Source organism: Methylotenera sp. 1P/1, assembly GCF_000384355.1.
In the GTDB taxonomy this organism is placed as follows: domain Bacteria; phylum Pseudomonadota; class Gammaproteobacteria; order Burkholderiales; family Methylophilaceae; genus Methylophilus.
On sequence record NZ_ARWC01000001.1, the window covers coordinates 17,061 to 35,641 of the forward strand.

An 18,581-nucleotide genomic window follows, 5' to 3' on the forward strand; every position below is an offset into this window, starting at 1 on the left:
TAAGAAAAGGAAAAAATTATGATATTTAATGAATTGAGTGAATTATTAACAAAACTAGAAATAAAGCATTCTTATAAGCATGGAGCAGATAGATTATATTTAACAACTGATAAATACACTATTTATTTAAAAGAAGATTTTTTAAAGAAGAATCCAAAAAAGGATTTACAAGACAATCCTTTTGAAGTTGAAGAATTAAAATTTTTAAGTCTAAAAGTTTTTAAAGTATGGAATGAAACAAAACCTAAGCAAACTACAGAAGATATTGAAAATTGTCGTCTTGTGAAATGGGTTGTTTTAAAGAAACTTCATAAAATCAATAGAAATAATAACAACAAATTTAATTTTGAAGAAATTACAGAAAGTCCTGTAGATACTAAGCTATATAAAACAGAAGAAATTAATAAACAAAAAACTATCTTCGAATATTAAATATGTATTGTAAACAATCTTAATAAATGTTAAGATAATTCCTTTATTGATTAACCCGCAAATATTCATGGGTAAGGAGAAACAAAACTAAATTATTTTAAAGGAATTAAATTATGTCATTTTCAACACATCAAGAATTAGACCTCTCATTAAGTAAATTTACTCTTAATCAAATAAGTAGTTCTTTACTATCTGTTTTACCAATCTACAAACAATTAGCACTAGACAATCTCACTGATGAAGAAATCCCAAGTAATGCTAGAGCTTGGATTACTTACATAGATATTTTCGCAATCCAAAATGGTCAATATGGTTATTTTGATTGTGATGGTGTATTAGAGCAGTTTGAAACTAAACTCATAGAAACAATATATTCATTCAAAACTCACAATGAGATTAAGCAATTCATTATTGATTTGTTTTTATTTGAATGTAAAAGAATTGCTAATCTTAAAAGATATATTTTTGAAAATAATTCTTATGTGGTGGAATTTTAATATGACTACTTTACTTGAATCATATTTAAAAAGAACAACATTCAATGAAAGAAATAAAAACCCAAGGGAAGAAGGTATTATTTCAACTCTCAGTGAAATGATCGAGAGGGAAGAATCTTTAAATAATTCCTCTAAACTTGATGAAAAGTTATTAGAGTTTCATTTAATGTATTTAGATAGAAATAAATTTAAAGGCGATAGAGAACACGAAAACACAGCAATTTTAGCTACTCTATGTTTTAAGATGATGTTGATAAATAAACAACTATCTAAAGGTTTTTAAACCTTACACACATACCCACAACAAACCCATATTTTGAAATAGCTTGTCGGCTTTCAATATGGGTTTTGTGTTATGGATATATGTATAAGCTTCAATGCCGAACTTTCAATATGTATAATACTTTGTAAACAACACGATAAAGATTTATAAAATGCTTACATACCTTAGAGCTAGAACCGCATTTTTCTGTGAGTTATTTAAAGAGGGTGTAGCCTGGAAAATCGGAACATTTCTATGGACTATCTTATCTTTATTGATATTAGCAAGAGACGAATTCGCATTGCCTGCCGACGATGAGGCATATAAGCTAATCAAGATTTTTCATTTAATCTCGTTTCAAAACTGGCTCACAATCACTGTTATACTTTTTTTGATTTGGTTTTTTGAGTCTTCATTTCACATCTATATTCGATTATCCAAAAGAATTAAAGAATTAGAAAAAATTGATAAAGACGATTTATGCCACCTTCTCAAAGGGTTCTACATAGAAAATACTTTTATAACCAAAGGTGAAATTATCCCGTGTGCTATTTATCGAGGTAAATTTAATATTGACCAACTAATAGATAAATTCGTTGAAATAGAGGTTTTGGCTCCTAAGTTTTCATTAGCCAATATAAAAATTGAATTATTTAATGGTCATAATTCGGAAGGTGCAGAATATAAATTCTATTTATTAGACAGTAGAAATAAAGAAATTCCTGTAAATGATATATATGACTATATGGGTCAAGAAGTGTATTTGGGTGTCACTCCAAAGTTCTCAATTAAACTTAAACATAATGAATTGTTTGAAATTCATGAAAATGCCACAGTTCAAATTTCTCTAAACTCTTGGACTAAGTAAGCTTTTGGAATCTTAGAACGATTTAAACTCTTTTTGATATGAATGTATTAGCTTCTTTATTTAAAGCCTTCTAATCGTGTAAAATCCTGCCTGTTCTGTGTCCCTGTAGTTCAATGGACAGAATAAGGCCCTCCTAAGGCTTAGATCCAGGTTCGACTCCTGGTGGGGACACCAACAGCCTGGAAATTTTGACAATAAATGTCAATTTTTCCATTTTTTTTATTCTAAATTTGACAAAAATTTGACAAAAATTTATATCAAATATAGATAATACTGATTTAAAACAATAACATATATAGTTTTAAATTTCCCCCTCCTAAGGGGAGGGCCACACGTTCGATTCGTGTCGGGGGCGCCACCTCTCTAGGAGTATGCAATAGCAGCCTAAAGTAGGATGCAAGGGCTAAAGATGGGCGGGAGTGTAAAATAGCAGCTTAATGAATAATAGATTGGGCGTCTTGTATCTACCGCGAGCGACCATCATAATGAGTAACAGGAACACTCTCAAGGTCGATCCCCTCTAGGCAACGAATATTGATAGCTGCCATGCGGTTACCTTTTGGATCGGTAGCTTCACCGTATGGGTGAATGCCACATATTGCACAGAATTGGTGTTTGATGACGTGTTTGTTAAACTCGTAGGTGCTGGCGTTGCTCTCTGGCGTGAGTAGGCTAAGACTCTCTCGTGGAACAAACCACATGAGCGAGCCTTTACGTTGGCAGAAAGAGCAATTGCAAGACATCGCGCCAGTCAGCGTTCCTTCTACCTCAAACTTAATATGGCCACAGTGGCAGCTTCCTTGATAATTCATTTTGTCTCCAACTTGTTCTCAATTGAGTTTGATCACCTTCTTGCTTTACATATTCTAGACTGGCGCCTACGAAAGGGGTGGCGACCCCACTTCATCGATTTACGTTATTAAAAATAGTATCATCGAAGCACATTTCCACCAATTCTGCTTGGTGGATTAAGCGTATCTAGAGCCATACATAAACTACACTACAACTCAGCCATGCCTGGCTGCTTCAATCATGGCTATGTCGATTTTCCCCATTTGCATCATGGCTTCGAAAGCGCGTTTAGCAGCAGCGCTGTCAGGGTCTTCTATGGCGGCAATAAGCGCACGCGGCGTGATTTGCCACGATAAGCCCCACTTGTCCTTGCACCAGCCGCAAGCGCTCTCTTCACCACCATTGCCTACAACTGCGTTCCATAAGCGATCAGTTTCAGCCTGGTTGCCAGTCGCAACTTGGAACGAAAAAGCCTCATTGTGCTTGAACGCAGGGCCACCATTCAGGCCGAGACAAGGGATACCAATCACAGTGAATTCCACCGTCAAAACATCGCCCTCCTTGCCGGAAGGGTAGTCGGCCGGCGCATAATGAACCCTACCCACCGCGCTATCCGGAAACGTTTCGGCATAGAACTTTGCGGCCTCAAGGGCTGCGCCATCGTACCAAAGACAGATTGTGTTCTTGGGAGTCATATTCGTTCTCCATTCTTGGTTGTTTAGATGCATCTGAACTAAAACATAGTAAATACTAGCAATTGCGAATGCAACCATCCGATTGGTTAGGTTGGTATTGGCGCATCTTACAGTCACGATGACACGTAGTGAGTATCTGCCTAGGGCAAATATGAGTCATTGATATGGATGGCTTTAAAAAACAACTGCCAAAATGCAAAAAGGGAGCCGTAGCTCCCATTGCAAATCTTAAAGCGATTATGCCGGTTTAAGCTTGTGTGTTTCTGCGTTTTGCCATAAACCCTATTAGCCCCATGCCACATAACAACATTGCATAGGTCTCTGGTTCTGGGACAGGGGTAGCAATATTTAACAACCCTGCATATGAGCCACCAGCTGAACCTGACACAATACCTTTGATTTGAAGCGTATAGGTGCCAGCACTCAACGTTAATGGATTTAGCACAACGGTTGTTGAAGAAACGGTTGGACTATAGTTTACCGTTGTTCCCCAAGCTGAGATCAATTCGTTAGGTGCAATCGCTGCAGTTTGGTGTGTGCTGCCCTTGTATAATCTTGCACGAAGATCGCTTACGCCCAATATGCTGTCTAGATTGATGGATGAAGTGACCGAATTGACCGAGCCATCAGTAATGGTAAATATATAATCATCCCAAAATGTTGTGCCCGAATCTGAGCTGGTGAATGTATTGCTATACGTTAATGATGCGGGCAATGCGCCAACTGTAAGAACGGTAGTGGTGTCAGCAAAAGCGCTGACACTAGAAATACTAAATGCGGCGGCTAACGAGATTGTCGTTAACATCCTACGAGTTGCTAATTTCATACCGACTCCTAAACAAATGTTCATTGGAAAATATTTACAATGAATATTAGTTAAAGCGCATTGCCAGAGCAGTTGATAATATAGTTATGTTGGACTATCAAAAGTTGTCAATTTATGAAATAAAATCGTTTAAGTACTAGATGTATAAGTGTTTTGTGGGTTTAATGCTATCAAGTGAATTCTGGTTCTTTATTTATATAAATATACGTATAAACTCCCAGTCGTAATTTTATATATCGTTGCCTGTATTTATCTGCATGATATTGTGAGATAGAGCCATCGGTGATATCAATATCGGCTCAATCAATCGTAAAGGATATATGTCGCAACATTGTTTATCTTGTGGTGCATGTTGCGCGGCGTTTCGCGTGTCTTTTTATTGGGCAGAAACAGACGCACATCCGCTCGGCCGAGTACCACAAGCGCTTACACAGGCGGTGAGCCCGCACCATGTATGCATGCAAGGGACAGCAAACAGTCCCGTCCATTGCATTGCGTTGGACGGAGAAGTGGGCAAGCAAGTCAGCTGTCGTATTTATGCTGCACGTTCAAGCACTTGTCGTGAGTTTTCAGCGGGTAGTGAGGCGTGTAATCGCGCGCGTGCCATGCACAATCTGCCAGCTATTCAGGCAGAAACGGAAGTTTAATTCGCTTTGCTGTCCAGCACTGCCCAGCGTTCCATTTTGGTTTCGATTTCCGCTTCAATTTGCATTAAACGCAATTGCAGCGGTTTAACGTCATCCGCATGGTCACGATAAAAGTTAGGGTCTGCCAAGGTCTGATTCATTTGCGTCTGCTCAGCTTCGAGCTGTTCGATTTGCGCAGGCAAAGCTTCCAGCTCTTTTTGTTCCTTAAAGTTTAATTTTGTTGCGGTTGTACTTTTGCTCGCTGCGGTGTTAGTTGTCGGTGTACTAGTAGTACTGGCTTTGGCTGCACTTGTCTTTTCTGCCAGACGTTGTGCGGTAAAGCGTTGCCAATCGTCATAACCGCCGCCAAATTCAGTCAGTATGCCATTGCCCTCAAAGGCGATGACTTGGGTGACCGTGTTTTCTAAAAAAGCGCGGTCATGGCTGACTAAAAACAGTGTACCTGTATATTCTTGCAGCAAGCTTTCCAATAGTTCTAGTGTGTCGATATCTAAGTCGTTGGTCGGTTCATCTAGCACCAGTACATTGGCTGGCCGCGCAAATAAACGCGCCAGTAACAAACGATTGCGCTCTCCGCCAGACAACGACTTCACTGGTGAGCGCGAGCGTTGTGGCGGGAATAAGAAATCTTCTAAGTAACTGATGACGTGCTTACGCTCGTTACCGATTTCTACAAAGTCTGACCCTGGGCTGATCGTATCTGCAAGCGTGGCTTCTTCATTCAGTTGTTCGCGCATCTGGTCAAAATAGGCCACGCTGATTTTTGTACCACGTTGAATTTCACCACTGTCAGCTTCAATGTCGCCCAAAATGAGTTTGAGTAGGGTGGATTTACCAATACCATTCGGGCCGAGTAGGCCAATTTTATCACCACGCAGAATGCGCGTGCTGAAGCCCTTAATCAACGCTTTATCGCCATAAGCTTTATAGACTTGGTCGAGTTCTGCCACCAGCTTGCCACTGCGTTCCCCAGCGTCCAGATTCAATTTCACATTGCCTTGGCGCTCACGTCTGGCTGCACGGTCTAAGCGCAATGCCTCAAGACGTCTCACACGTCCTTCATTACGCGTGCGGCGCGCTTTAATGCCTTGGCGAATCCACACTTCTTCTTGTGCCAAAAATTTATCAAATTTGGCGGCATGGGTTTCTTCCACTGCTAATAATTCTTCTTTTTTGAGCTGATATTGCGTGAAGTTTCCCACAAAGTCGGTGAGATTGCCGCGGTCTAATTCTGTAATGCGGGTGGCGAGTTTGTCTAAAAAGCGGCGATCATGTGTAATGAATAACACGCTGCCACTAAACCCCAACAGCAAATCTTCTAGCCATTCAATCGCTTCTAAATCCAGATGGTTGGTGGGTTCATCCAGCAATAACACTTCCGGTTCTGCCACTAATGCTCGGCCAAGTGCTACACGCTTGCGCCAGCCACCAGAGAGGGTAGAGACCAACACATCTGCATCTAGCTTGAGTCTGCTTAATACCGTCTCCACACGTGATTGTGCGGCCCAGCCGTTTTGCACATCCATTTCATGCTGTAGCGCTTGCATGTGCGTCAAGAGCGCTTCGATATCTGCATCTGGCATGCCCATATCATGGGTAGTTTGGTGATAATCAATGATGGTTTGTTGCAGGCTGCCCAAGCCTTCTGCTACCGCCTCAAACACGGTATGCGTGTTGTCTAGCTCAGGCTCTTGTGGCACATAGACCACCCGTACATTGGGGGCACGCCATACCGTGCCATCATCTAATTTAATAGTGCCAGCAATGGCTTTAAGTAAGCTGGATTTACCCGCGCCATTGCGACCAATCAGGCCGACACGCTCACCCGGATCTAACTGAAAAGAAGCTTGCGCAAGCAGTGCGTGATGGCCAAAGGCAAGACTGGCGTTATCGAGCGTGATGTGAGGCATAGATGACTAACGATGATATTGATTGGGTAGGAGCAGTATTGTAAACGACAACCAGCCATCCCCAATGGGTGACTGGTAAATAAGTCGCTGGTAAATAAAGAGATTGTTTAACTTAATGGATGGTTTGTGACGGCTCAATGGCGAGTACTGGCGGCTCGCCCGCAGTTAATGCATTGGGTTGATACTCTTCTACCCAGTCTTTGAGCTGTACTTTGACCTGATGCTCGGCCATGTGCTGCACTTTCTCTAGCCAGTGTAACAAATCATCCAGCCATGCTGCACTTGCACTGCGCGCTTGCGCAATCCGCAGTTTTTCATGGTTGGTTGGCAAGGTATTTTCATCATCTGCCAGCAGTTCTTCATAGAGTTTTTCACCTGGCCTTAACCCGGTAAACTCAATCCGAATTTCTTCGTGATGTAATCCTGATAGCTTAATCATGTCTTTGGCAAGGTCGATAATTTTGACGGGCTCGCCCATGTCTAAGACAAAAATCTCACCGCCTTTGCCCATGGTGCCAGCTTGCAGTACCAACTGTGCGGCTTCAGGAATCGACATAAAGTAACGAGTGATTTCAGGGTGGGTGATAGTGATAGGCCCGCCTCTGGCAATTTGTTCGCGGAATTTAGGAATCACGCTACCACTACTGCCCAATACATTACCAAAGCGCACGGTAATAAACTGTGTTTTAGGCGTGTTTTTAGAAGGCTTTTTAGGCTGGAGACTTTGGCAAACCAGCTCGGCTAAACGTTTACTTGCACCCATCACATTGGTGGGGTTCACCGCTTTGTCGGTAGAAATCAGCACAAACTTATCCACCTGTGCCGTTTGGCAGGCGCTGGCAAACTGATAGGTGCCAAATGCATTGTTAATCAATGCTTCCGTCACGTTAAAGTCTTCCATCATTGGCACATGTTTATAGGCGGCTGCGTGTAACACCAGTTTAGGCTGGTGCGTGAGTAGCACATGGTTGATGCGCGTTTTATTCTTTATATCTGCAACGATGTACAAAATTTGTGTGTCTGTCTTACGTTGACTGAACTCTTGTTGCAGCAGGTAAAGTGCATATTCAGAGACATCAATACATACCAGTTTTTTAGGATGATATGCCAGCACTTGGCGGCATAACTCAGAACCAATCGAACCTGCTGCACCACTTACCATGACAGTATTGCTTGCAATCATGCTGCTTAAGCCGGCGTTATCTAAATTCACTACATCGCGGCCCAACAAGTCCTCTACATCCACCTTACGTACTTGCGAGATACTGACTTTTCCACTCATCAAATCACTCATGGCCGGTAAAGTCAGTACCTCCATCGCAATACTGTTGGCCACATTCACTGCATGTTTTCTCGCTAGATGATTGGCAGAGGGCATCGCAATGATGCAGTGTTCGCAATCGTATTTTTGTGCAACTTCCGGTAATGCATCAATTGCGCCTTCCACACGGATATGCATAAACTCGCGGTTGTGCATCAATGTGTTGTCATCTAAAAGCGCGACGACACGCCACTCATGGCTTTTGGTGAGCTCTTTAATCAGATTGATTGCGGCTTCCTCAACCCCTAATACAATCACCGGCTTGCCCTGCTGTACGATAGGATTGAATAAACGGCGCTCTTTCCACGCACGGTAAGCAAAGCGGCTGCCACCCATAATAAGCACGAGTAACAGTGGGTTAAGAAACAGCACAGAGCGAGGAATAATGATTTGTGGCTGTGCAATCAGGCTGGCAAAGCTAATAATAAGGGCTGAGAGCGCAACCGCACGGATAATTCGCTTGAGATCTGGAATGCTGGCAAAGCGCCACATCCCACGATATAAACCAAACAATACAAAACAAACAAACTCAATCGCCAAAACTGCCGGCAATGTAGTCCAAGTCGTATCAATAAAATTGGGCGGGATAGCAAAGTTAAATCGTAACAAAAAAGCAAAATACCAAATGGCAGATGCCACAATTAGATCGTGCATCATGGCAATGTATGACAGCCATCTCACAATATATTGACGATAAAAATTCATAAAAATGGCTTATTTAATGCGATACACCATCGCGTTTAAGTACTTTAAAAACGGTTAACAGAATGATATAGCAATCTAGCCATAATGACTGATGTTTTAGATAGTAAGCATCCAGTGTCACCTTTTCTGGAATAGGCAATTCATCACGACCATTCACTTGCGCCCAGCCTGTGATGCCTGGTTTTAATATATGCACCCCGTGCTCGGTGCGTAAGCTAATTAAATCGTCTTGATTGAACAATGCCGGACGAGGGCCAACAATCGACATATCACCTTTGAGTACGCTCCAAAGCTGTGGTAGTTCATCCAAGCTGGTTTTACGGATAAAACTACCTACCGGTGTTAAGTACTGATTGGGGTCAGCCTGTTGATTCATGATATGTGTGGCGAGAGCAGGGGTATTCACTTTCATAGAACGGAATTTTGGCATACTAAACAACAGATTATGCTTACCAACACGTTTGCTCCAGTAGAGTGTCGGTCCGGTCGAAGTCAGTTTTACCAAAAAATAGGTGACTATGATTAGTGGTAATAAAAGCACTACTCCTATAAGGGTTAGGGATATATCTAATAATCTTTTCAAAATATTTACTTCCTTAGCGTCCGAAGAATTCCTTCATGAAAACTTATCTTTGGTTGCCAGCCAAGTAAAGTTTTGGCTTTGGAGACATCTATTTGTAACGTGCCAAGCAAGCGTATAGCCAAGCTTGATTTGCCGGATAATTTAAATATCCACTCTAAAATAAAAGGTGGTAGAGCAACGAGCAGTATATTTTTTTTACTTATTTGGCGAATAGTTATAATTAACTCTGCTGTAGAAACATCTTCATCATCTGAAATGAGAAAGGTTTGGTTGGCCGCCTGAGGATGAGAACTGCACAGTAGAATAAAATCTGCCAAATTGTCCAAACTAATAAAGCTCCGTTTGTTATTCACACATGCAAATGGCAACGGCAACGGCAGTTGGCAAAGTTTAATCAGTTGCTTGAAATTAGCTTTGACACCAGGCCCATAAATGAGGGGAGGGCGAATAATCACCAACTCTATTTGATTGTTTTGACAAAACACTTTCAATGCAGTTTCTGCTTCTAGTTTAGTTTGACCATAAGCATCTAATGGGGCAGGACTGTCTTTTTCTGTGAAAGGTTGGTTAGATGCTTCCCCATTCACTTTAATCGAGCTCAGAAAGACAAACCGCTTGATCTTGAGACGTTTAGCTAGTTCAGCGACCTTGAGAGTATAGTCAACATTAACCGAGGCATAAGCTTGGTAAATATCCTCGGCAGTTTCATGCATGATATGTGCGCGCCCAGCCAAATGTATTAAAGTGTTTGTGTTGTTGTATGCGGCGGGAAAAGACTCTGATGCTAACAATTTTTCAGTCGTCTGCTGATCCAGCCTGAGTAAATCATGCTGTCCGTATAATACTTTTTGTAAAAATTGACCAACAAATCCGCTGGCACCGGTAACTAAAAGCTTCATTGATTAAACTTGAGGAGCGGACCACACAGTCCTATTGATATAGTCTACATAACTCAATACTACTTTCAGTACCTGCGTGGAAACAAATGGATTTTCATAGTCCTCAACTGGAGAAATCTTACGATTCTTACCGTCGTGGTTGGCTATAGTTACTTTAATCGCATCCAGAACGCGTTCTTTTTTGAGTCCACTCATAATTAGTGTTCCAACATCCATGCCTTCAGGACGCTCATGCGCATTTCTAACAGTGATGGCAGGTAGATTTAATAATGACGCCTCTTCTGTTATTGTGCCGCTATCAGAAATGACACAAAGCGCTTCCATTTGTAGCTTAATGTAATCACAGAAACCAAAAGGCTTCATGAATTGAATTAGCGGGTGCAGTTTCTCAATTTGCAAATCATCCAACCTTTTTTTTGTTCTTGGATGGGTGGATACGATAATAGGCACTTGATAAGCTTCAGCCACCGCATTCAATGTATCCACTAAATCGGTGAGATTTTGAGCGCTGTCTACATTCTCTTCACGGTGTGTGCTTACAATAAAAAATTGCTTCGATTGCAAGCCCATTTTACTTAGCACGTCTGATTCTGAAATCTTTGGCATGTAATAATCGAGTACCTCACGCATGTGCGAGCCAGTCTTGATAATTGTTTCCGGGCGTATGCCTTCTGCTAATAAATACCTTCTGGCATGTTCAGTCAGTACCATATTGATATCACTTAGATGGTCTAGTACTTTACGGTTTAGCTCTTCCGGCACGCGTTGATCAAAACAGCGATTACCGGCCTCCATATGAAATACAGGAATCTTGCGACGTTTGGCAGCAATCACTGCCAAACAGGAGTTGGTGTCACCATACAACATGATAGCGTCAGGATTCTCTTGAGCCATCACCGCATCAGCTTTCTCAATTACCCTGGCAATGGTTTGGGCAGCATTTTCACCAACGGCTTCCAAAAAATAATCAGGTTTGCGTATAGTCAGGTCCTCAAAAAAAACCTGATTTAATTCATAGTCATAATTCTGGCCGGTGTGTACTAATATATGCTGTGTATGCTTATCTAAAGCCGCAATCACTCGGCTCATCTTGATGAGTTCTGGTCGGGTACCTACAATGGTCATGACCTTAAGCATTTAATTCTTCCTGTACATAGTCAAGTTTAAGCAATAGCGACTTAACTTGTTCGACGTTCAACCTTAACGTGTTGTGAGAAGTGTAATCATCAAACTCTGCAATTTTCTCTTCACCTTCACTGAAGTATTTTGCATAATTAAGATCACGATTGTCCGCCGGAATGCGGTAGTAGCCCCCCATATCCTGCGCATGCGCCATTTCTTCTCTAGAAATAAGAGATTCATAAAGTTTTTCACCGTGGCGGGTACCAATTAGGCGGACTTCGTTGTCTTTATCGAAAACACTCTTGAGTGCAACTGCAAGATCATGAACGGTCGATGCAGGTGCTTTTTGAACAAAAATATCTCCCTGTGAGCCATGCTCAAAGGCATACAAAACCAAATCCACTGAATCTTCAAGTGACATAAGAAACCTAGTCATATTGGGGTCAGTAATCGTCATTGGCTGACCTGACTTAAGTTGCGAGACAAATAGAGGAATTACAGATCCACGCGATGCCATGACGTTGCCATATCGCGTAGCACAAAATACTGTGCTGTTTTCAGGCTGTAAACGAGCCTTAGCTACCATTAATTTCTCAGCCATTGCTTTGGAAATTCCCATAGCATTAATTGGGTAAACCGCTTTGTCGGTACTAAGCACCACAACGCGGCTGACTTTGTTAGCAATGGCGGCATTCATTACATTTTCAGTACCCAGTACATTCGTCTTAACCGATTCCATTGGGTAAAACTCGCAAGAAGGCACTTGTTTGAGTGCAGCAGCATGAAATATATAGTCTACACCTTGCATCGCATGTGAAAGACTATCGTAGTCGCGAACATCTCCGATGTAAAACTTAAGTTTATTGTTGTTGAATGATATACGCATATCTTCTTGTTTTTTTTCATCACGGCTGAAAATGCGAATTTCGCGCACATCGGTAGATAAAAAACGCTTTAATACAGTATTGCCAAAGGATCCTGTGCCGCCAGTGATCATTAATGTTTTGTTTTTAAACATATTTTCTATCCAAAATCATTGATAATAATGCATTAACTTGATTAACTCAGGCCACTTGGGTGCTGTATAACCGGTTGCTATTTTAAACTTTTCTGCGTCTAGTGAGCGGTCAATGACTAAATTAGAGTCTGGCAAAATTTCGATTGATCTGCCGTAAATATCAGCTACCAAGCTCAACAAATCATATTTTGAAATTGGCTCCGCGGCGACGTGATACACGCCAGACAAATCAGTGTTAGGAATGACAATATCACGAATAACTTGGGCCAAAGCAACTGTCGGTAGGCCTGAAAATATTGCTTTTTTGTATCCTTTGCACTGTTGATTTTGTGATAAAAACCACCCAATTAACCCATGCGCACTTTGTAGCTCATGCCCAATAATTGAAGTCCGTAAGGTAATGGTATGCGGATAACTCACTTCACCAAGATATTTAGATTTTCCATATAGGTCTGTAGCATCAGAAGTATCTGTTTCGGCATAATTACCTTTGGTGCCAGAAAATACACAATCTGTACTTACGTGGATCAAACGTGCACCTGCTACAGCGCAAAGATTCGCTAATTGATGTGGCAACATTGCATTAATTGGCAAAGCCACCAGCGGGTCGTCAACCTCAGCTAACTGTTTAATTAAACCAATGCAGTTGATAACAACCTGCGGCTTTAATCTGGCAAGTATTTTGACTAATGAGTCATGATTTGACACATCAAAGCCAGTGATAATAGTTTGTGCTCCCTGAGAAAATATTTGGGGAGTGGTGTTTGATCGCACAGTACCAAACACTTCTAGATTTTGGTTTTCACGCAATATACGGACTGCAGCGTTGCCTAGCATACCGCTTGCACCTAATATTAAAACTTTCAACGTTTTTCCTTATTATTTATTACCATTTCAAAATGGCTAATGAGTTCACTCGTTAACTTTTCTTCGTCAAAATGTTTTTTGAAATAATCTCGCCCATTGACACCCATTTGCTCAAGTTCTGTTTGGGGCATTTTATAAAGGTTTATGATAGCTTCAGCTAAGCCTTCGCCATCTTCAGCTTTAACCGCAATGCCTGCTTTTGCTTTATTGATGATATTGGCACCCTCGCCATTCAAACAGGCAACAATTGGCTTACCTACTGCAAGATAAGCTTGTATTTTACTCGGAATCGTCAATTCAAAAATAGGTTGCTTTGTTAAAGTTACCAATAATGCTGAAGCCTGCCTCATTACTGCAGGCATCACTTCTACAGGATAACGCCCCTCTAAAAACAGATTAGTTAATCTTTTGTCAGTAACTTGCTTTTGAACCCAATCAAACATACTACCCGTGCCAATAAGCACTAATTTAATTTCAGAATATGCAGCTAGCTTTTCTGCTGCCGAAACAATAGTCTCCATAGACTGGGCAATGCCGATATTGCCTGCAAACAAAATTGTAAATCCTGATTTAAGTGAGTCTATTTCAGGCGCTGCAACACCACTGGGCTTATAAAATTCTTTGTCTACCGAGTTAGGGTAGTATTGAATAGGTACATTCTCTGCGAGGCTTTTCACTGGTTCGATAAACGCCTCAGACTGGACAAGTATCAGGTCTATATGCGAATAAGTAAAACGAACAAACTTTTGGAGTAGCTTTAATAATAAAGGTGATTTTATATAGCCTGTTGCTTCTGCGCTTTGCGGCCAAAGATCCTGAACCCAAAGTATGACAGGGATGCCTTTAAGCCATCCTAAAAAAGATGCGGGAATCACTTGAAAAATGGGGGAGGGTGCATAAACAAAGATAACATCATACTGCTTATTTCTAAGCACCCACGGCGCAAATACAAGGCCGGAAATAATAAACGAAATGTAATTAATAGCTAACTTTAGAGCGCTTTTGTTTCCTCTCGGGAGCATTGGAATGCGATGGATTTTAATATCTCTCCAGTGCTCTATAGTCACCCCTAAGCCTTTATAGCCTGCAAAAAAGCTTCCTTCAGGATAGTTAGGCTTGCCTGTTAATACTTCAATATTGTGTCCGCGCGTTTTTAAAGCAGAAGCGATGTCGTTAATTCGAAAACTCTCAGGCCAGAAATATTGATTAAAAAATAGAATTTTCATATTTATAAGCTGATTTGTATTTATCTGTTTTGTAAAAAACGAGTAATGCGTTCAGCAAAATAAATGATTAAAAGATTTAGGAATAACGAACCTAAAAGTAAATAGCTTTGTGCAGGAACGTATCCGAAACTGGCAAACCTGAATGCTACTACCTGTGCAAATAGTGCGCACAGAATGACATTCATCCCACCAAGTTTGTAAGTGCAGAACTCTATAACTGCAGCAAGGCCACCTAATGCAAACATGCTAAAAAACAAAAACAAGAGTGATCCAGGGTAGTAAAAAAATGCGACGATGCCTGGTAGTGATATGAAGTGATGTTTGGTTTTATCAGTATTTTCATATGCAGAATCGATGATATTGTTGTCATAAAAACTTGTGTCGTTCTCATTATACTTTTCTTTAAGTGCTGTCTTAAATAAATCCCAGCTCAGGTGAGGATAGCTAGATACAGCCATTACTCCCTCCATCCCAACCCACCGATCAACAAACAAAGGTGCTGTCATTGCATGGGTATTAGTAAGGGATTGGCTAGTTGTGGAGTTTCCATCTAAATAAATTGAGGTTCGTAAGTAATTGACTAATAAAACAGAACTGGCAAATAGCACAGAAAATATCAGGAAGGTGAACACAAAAAAGCTTAACTTTGCTTTAATTTGGTAACGTTTTAAGCTAATTAGCACACCATATATCAGTGCACCACTATTAAGAATCATACCTCGGCTTAATAGAGAGACATTTGTAGTAAAGCTTTCCAGCAAACTTAAAAACATCACTAAGAGCGAAGTCTTCTTTTTAATTTCAAACTCAAATCTTAGTACTAAGGCAGAAAATGATGCAAGGCCAAACAATAGCAACCATTTATAGACACCATTGAGCCCAAACGGCAAGGTAGTTTGTGTAATGCTGCCTCTTTGATAGATGACTAGCATTGCATTGGAAATAGCAATAAAAGTAAACAGCAAGACAAAGGCAGACAAAATGATTTTTCTATTATTTTTGTAAAAAGTAAAAAGGCTATGATGATGAAGCTTTTCAATTTGATCTGGATAACTAAAAAACCAATTGCGTCGGATTAAACTTATCAAAAGCAGCCCCAGTATCCCACATGTAGTTACTATTAATGCCTGATCAAAAGCAGCTCCAGACCCATCAAAATTGCCAACAGGCTCATGAAATATGCCGCCAGAAAAGGCAACTCTAAGCGTTAGCTTTAGCCAAAAACCAAGCCAGAAAAAAGCACCTATAAAAGCATCAAAAAAAATCGCATTTTTATTAAAACCCATAAAGAGTAATGCATTAGAGACCAATGTAAATAAGATATAAATACTAGGGTTGCCTGTGTATTTAGATATAGCCATCCCACTTAATATTAAAACCAGCGTAACTAAGCTAATGAAAACTACTTTATTATATTTTTTTAACTCATTAACACTGAATATCATTTACTAACCTTTAAAAAATTTAGATGGAGTTTGCTAATCAGAATACCCCATATGAAAAAAGTAAATATCCCGGAGTATGGCTGTCTAAGACCAACCTTAAAGGAGTTATCTACTACAACTAGGAACAATACTATCGCGGATAGGCAAAGCAAATCTGTTGATGCCAATACACCATTCCTAAAGCGATAAAGTAGCATTAATGTATAGATAAGCATTACAAGCGTTGGTAACAAAGCCAAGAATCCAAAACTGTAAATAATATCTAAATAATAGTTATGAGCGCTTGGGAATTGAGCTCTACTTGGTCGTTCCGCATGACCTAGAAGAAAAGTTTCAGGATCAGTGACTATGTTTTTTGCAAAATAATGTCTCCCAATCATATTAAATGCAATTTCATCTTGGTTAATAACATTGAAAAATGTAAGTTTAGATTCCATGAAATCGCTTTTATATTCAAGATACCCACCCATCAAGATTGTTACAAGCAACACTAGGGCTATTACAGTTTTGTCAAAAAAACGCCTCCACTGGTATAGCGCAAAACCTAGCAGGCCGGCAATTAGCATGACTATCGCTAATAGAGACATAGATGCTGCCGTGTAAATGCCCATTAAGGGGGTGAATGCTAAAAAAATATTCTTAAATTTTGAAATTGACCATAAGCCGCAAAATGCTACCAAAAACGCAGATACAAAAATGACTGGTACATATTGTACGTGTTGATAAATACTGAAGACATATAAATAAGGTGATAGTGATGTATAACCTTGTAGCCATGTGCTTGTTAACTGTAAAGGCACAATAAATAATAAGACGTACAAAAAAGATTTTTCTAAGCTATAAACTATAGATTGGTTTTTGGCATAGTACATTTGCCCAAGAACCAAACCAAACATTGGGAGGATAAACTGTATAAGCAATATGAATTTAGATTGTTGTTCAGCGTTAACCCCTTGCGAAATAGCTACTGTAGTAGTCACCATCAATAAACAAGTAAAGAATATGTAATAAAGGGAAGTAGTCGCGTAACGATATGCTGCAATCATCAGGATGCCGACATAACAAGCAATCACAGAAACGGGGATTGGAAGGAAATTAAGGTCTGCACCCGAATTAAAATTAAGTGATGCACTACGAAATATGCCATTACTTAATTGCAAATAGAGTGGAAATAAAATCATCACCGCGATAATGGAATAACCAATTTTTAAATTAAATTGACCTTTACTCGAACGTATTTCTGCCAATTGATAGCTCTTATAGAAAACAAGTGCTAATAGCGAGCTTAATAGGTAAAGGCCTGCCAAGGCTTGTAAGCCCAAGAGATAATAGATAAATGGTATTGAGGTGATGAGTAGGATATTCATCATCACATCTGGACCAAAAACGTCATGATACTCATCGTGCTGTATTAATCTGAAACGGACGCGTTGAGCATAAACCATTACTACGCCACCAATTAAAGAAAGGCCTGTTGCCTGCCAGAAAAAATAAGTTTTACCTAGCCAGGCTAATGTATCTAATTGGATTGTTGCAGCAACAAAAATTAGAGCACCAGCTAATAGTGATAAATTTAAAGGCAATCTCACCATTTTGGGAAAGTGGCGCTTACCGCTACGTTGTTCATGCAATGCGATACTTGCACCTAATGAATTTGCAAAGACTGAGCCTGTTAAACCGCCAATTGCAAATGCAGTATACAGATCACCGGCTATTTCTTTGCCGATAAGCAGCAAAATTAAAAGACGGAATATATAAACACCAATGCCAATAATCGCTGTAGAGCCCAAATGGGGCAGCATTTTAAATAACATGTTTTTGGTTAAACTGGGAAAGTTTGCAAAACCACTGTAAATAAACTTGAAGCTGAACAGCAGTGGAAATAAGGCCCACACAGATAAGCCCAAATAAGAGATATGTGAATCCATTACAAGCAATCCAAATGCAAGAACTAACAGTAAAGATTGTGCTACGAAATATTGAGTGGCAAAAAGACGGTTATCTAGTCGCTCCATTTCACTTAAGTGTACTTCAGATAACCACTCTGTGATTCGTCTAGTAATAAGCAGAATAGCAAGTATGGAGGGTATCGCTGTAGCGCTAACACTCAGCCAATAAGATATTACGGCGAGCGGTGTAAGCGTTAATAACCGGAAAGCCATTACAGAGTTTGCGGATACTGCTGCAGACTTGTTTAGTATCAGGCTGCGTGCATTAGCTGAGAATGCGTAGAATAAAGCCAAAGTAGCACCTTGCACGATGCCTACTTCTGCCACCAAAGTACTATGTCCTGTTAAGCCTAACGCGATAAGCAAAACTGTCATAGCAAAAGCATTAGCCATATTGGCTAATGGAAATATATAGCTCATTTTAAACCCTTCGTTATTCTTAGTATTTTTGTTTAAAAAATGATTAGTTCATTAGCAATGACTACACTTTTTTATTATTTATTATTACTGGTTGTTT

The 18,581-nt window shown here is 40.2% G+C and carries 18 protein-coding genes and 1 tRNA gene; 6 read left to right on the forward strand and 13 right to left on the reverse strand.

The genetic code is table 11. From position 1 onward, the window contains the following. Nucleotides 1–18 precede the first annotated feature (18 nt). The 5 genes from A3Q3_RS0100090 to A3Q3_RS0100110 all read left to right on the forward strand — a co-directional run bounded on the left by A3Q3_RS0100090 (nucleotide 19) and on the right by A3Q3_RS0100110 (nucleotide 2,233). Nucleotides 19–432, forward strand: a complete 414-nt coding sequence (locus A3Q3_RS0100090) for a hypothetical protein (RefSeq protein WP_020181521.1) — start codon at nucleotides 19–21, stop codon at nucleotides 430–432. 113 nt (nucleotides 433–545) lie between these two features. Further along, nucleotides 546–929 (forward strand): hypothetical protein, encoded by a 384-nt coding sequence (locus A3Q3_RS0100095; protein ID WP_020181522.1) that lies wholly within the window; start codon nucleotides 546–548, stop codon nucleotides 927–929. Between the two features lies 1 nt (nucleotide 930). Then, nucleotides 931–1,212 (forward strand): hypothetical protein, encoded by a 282-nt coding sequence (locus A3Q3_RS0100100; RefSeq protein WP_033424915.1) that lies wholly within the window; start codon nucleotides 931–933, stop codon nucleotides 1,210–1,212. A 151-nt stretch (nucleotides 1,213–1,363) separates the two neighbouring features. Next, nucleotides 1,364–2,059 carry a hypothetical protein gene (locus A3Q3_RS0100105; protein WP_020181524.1) on the forward strand — a complete coding sequence of 232 codons (696 nt, stop codon included), beginning with the start codon at nucleotides 1,364–1,366 and terminating at the stop codon, nucleotides 2,057–2,059. A gap of 99 nt (nucleotides 2,060–2,158) precedes the next feature. After that, nucleotides 2,159–2,233: transfer RNA gene (locus A3Q3_RS0100110), tRNA-Arg, on the forward strand. Nucleotides 2,234–2,523: 290 nt separating this feature from the next. On the opposite strand, the gene A3Q3_RS0100115 is transcribed toward A3Q3_RS0100110, so the two are convergent. The 3 genes from A3Q3_RS0100115 to A3Q3_RS14065 all read right to left on the reverse strand — a co-directional run bounded on the left by A3Q3_RS0100115 (nucleotide 2,524) and on the right by A3Q3_RS14065 (nucleotide 4,372). Continuing rightward, nucleotides 2,524–2,871, reverse strand: a complete 348-nt coding sequence (locus tag A3Q3_RS0100115) for a GFA family protein (RefSeq protein ID WP_026361643.1) — start codon at nucleotides 2,869–2,871, stop codon at nucleotides 2,524–2,526. 195 nt (nucleotides 2,872–3,066) lie between these two features. Continuing rightward, entirely contained in the window at nucleotides 3,067–3,546 is a 480-nt protein-coding gene (locus tag A3Q3_RS0100120) for a VOC family protein (protein ID WP_020181526.1), read from the reverse strand. Between the two features lie 247 nt (nucleotides 3,547–3,793). Continuing rightward, nucleotides 3,794–4,372, reverse strand: coding sequence for an FxDxF family PEP-CTERM protein (locus A3Q3_RS14065; protein ID WP_198288897.1), 579 nt, complete (start codon nucleotides 4,370–4,372; stop codon nucleotides 3,794–3,796). 320 nt (nucleotides 4,373–4,692) lie between these two features. Here A3Q3_RS14065 and A3Q3_RS0100135 point away from each other — a divergent pair, with 320 nt between their 5' ends. Then, entirely contained in the window at nucleotides 4,693–5,019 is a 327-nt protein-coding gene (locus A3Q3_RS0100135; RefSeq protein WP_020181528.1) for a YkgJ family cysteine cluster protein, read from the forward strand. On the opposite strand, the gene A3Q3_RS0100140 is transcribed toward A3Q3_RS0100135, so the two are convergent. From A3Q3_RS0100140 to A3Q3_RS0100185, 10 genes are all read right to left on the reverse strand, one after another. Beyond that, nucleotides 5,016–6,929: an ATP-binding cassette domain-containing protein gene (locus A3Q3_RS0100140; protein WP_020181529.1), complete on the reverse strand. Its 1,914-nt coding sequence runs from the start codon at nucleotides 6,927–6,929 to the stop codon at nucleotides 5,016–5,018. The genes A3Q3_RS0100135 and A3Q3_RS0100140 overlap by 4 nt on opposite strands. Before the next feature lie 112 nt (nucleotides 6,930–7,041). Next, complete coding sequence (locus A3Q3_RS0100145; RefSeq protein WP_020181530.1) at nucleotides 7,042–8,955, reverse strand: nucleoside-diphosphate sugar epimerase/dehydratase; 1,914 nt, start codon at nucleotides 8,953–8,955, stop codon at nucleotides 7,042–7,044. Between the two features lie 13 nt (nucleotides 8,956–8,968). Next, nucleotides 8,969–9,538 (reverse strand): sugar transferase, encoded by a 570-nt coding sequence (locus A3Q3_RS0100150; RefSeq protein WP_026361644.1) that lies wholly within the window; start codon nucleotides 9,536–9,538, stop codon nucleotides 8,969–8,971. A 5-nt stretch (nucleotides 9,539–9,543) separates the two neighbouring features. Then, complete coding sequence (locus tag A3Q3_RS0100155) at nucleotides 9,544–10,437, reverse strand: NAD-dependent epimerase/dehydratase family protein (RefSeq protein WP_020181532.1); 894 nt, start codon at nucleotides 10,435–10,437, stop codon at nucleotides 9,544–9,546. Nucleotides 10,438–10,440: 3 nt separating this feature from the next. Then, complete coding sequence (gene wecB / locus A3Q3_RS0100160; protein ID WP_020181533.1) at nucleotides 10,441–11,574, reverse strand: non-hydrolyzing UDP-N-acetylglucosamine 2-epimerase; 1,134 nt, start codon at nucleotides 11,572–11,574, stop codon at nucleotides 10,441–10,443. Then, nucleotides 11,567–12,577: a polysaccharide biosynthesis protein gene (locus tag A3Q3_RS0100165; protein WP_020181534.1), complete on the reverse strand. Its 1,011-nt coding sequence runs from the start codon at nucleotides 12,575–12,577 to the stop codon at nucleotides 11,567–11,569. Before A3Q3_RS0100165 ends, wecB begins: the two co-directional genes overlap by 8 nt. Before the next feature lie 15 nt (nucleotides 12,578–12,592). After that, the gene (locus tag A3Q3_RS0100170; protein WP_020181535.1) at nucleotides 12,593–13,444 is read right to left on the reverse strand and encodes an SDR family oxidoreductase; all 852 of its coding nucleotides are present in this window, start codon (nucleotides 13,442–13,444) and stop codon (nucleotides 12,593–12,595) included. After that, nucleotides 13,441–14,670 (reverse strand): glycosyltransferase family 4 protein, encoded by a 1,230-nt coding sequence (locus A3Q3_RS0100175; protein ID WP_020181536.1) that lies wholly within the window; start codon nucleotides 14,668–14,670, stop codon nucleotides 13,441–13,443. The genes A3Q3_RS0100170 and A3Q3_RS0100175 overlap by 4 nt, the downstream gene beginning before the upstream one ends. 20 nt (nucleotides 14,671–14,690) lie before the next feature. Beyond that, the gene (locus A3Q3_RS0100180) at nucleotides 14,691–16,115 is read right to left on the reverse strand and encodes a hypothetical protein (RefSeq protein ID WP_020181537.1); all 1,425 of its coding nucleotides are present in this window, start codon (nucleotides 16,113–16,115) and stop codon (nucleotides 14,691–14,693) included. Next, on the reverse strand, nucleotides 16,112–18,484 hold the full coding sequence (locus A3Q3_RS0100185; RefSeq protein ID WP_020181538.1) for a hypothetical protein: 2,373 nt from the start codon (nucleotides 18,482–18,484) through the stop codon (nucleotides 16,112–16,114). The genes A3Q3_RS0100180 and A3Q3_RS0100185 overlap by 4 nt, the downstream gene beginning before the upstream one ends. Between the last annotated feature and the right edge of the window lie 97 nt (nucleotides 18,485–18,581).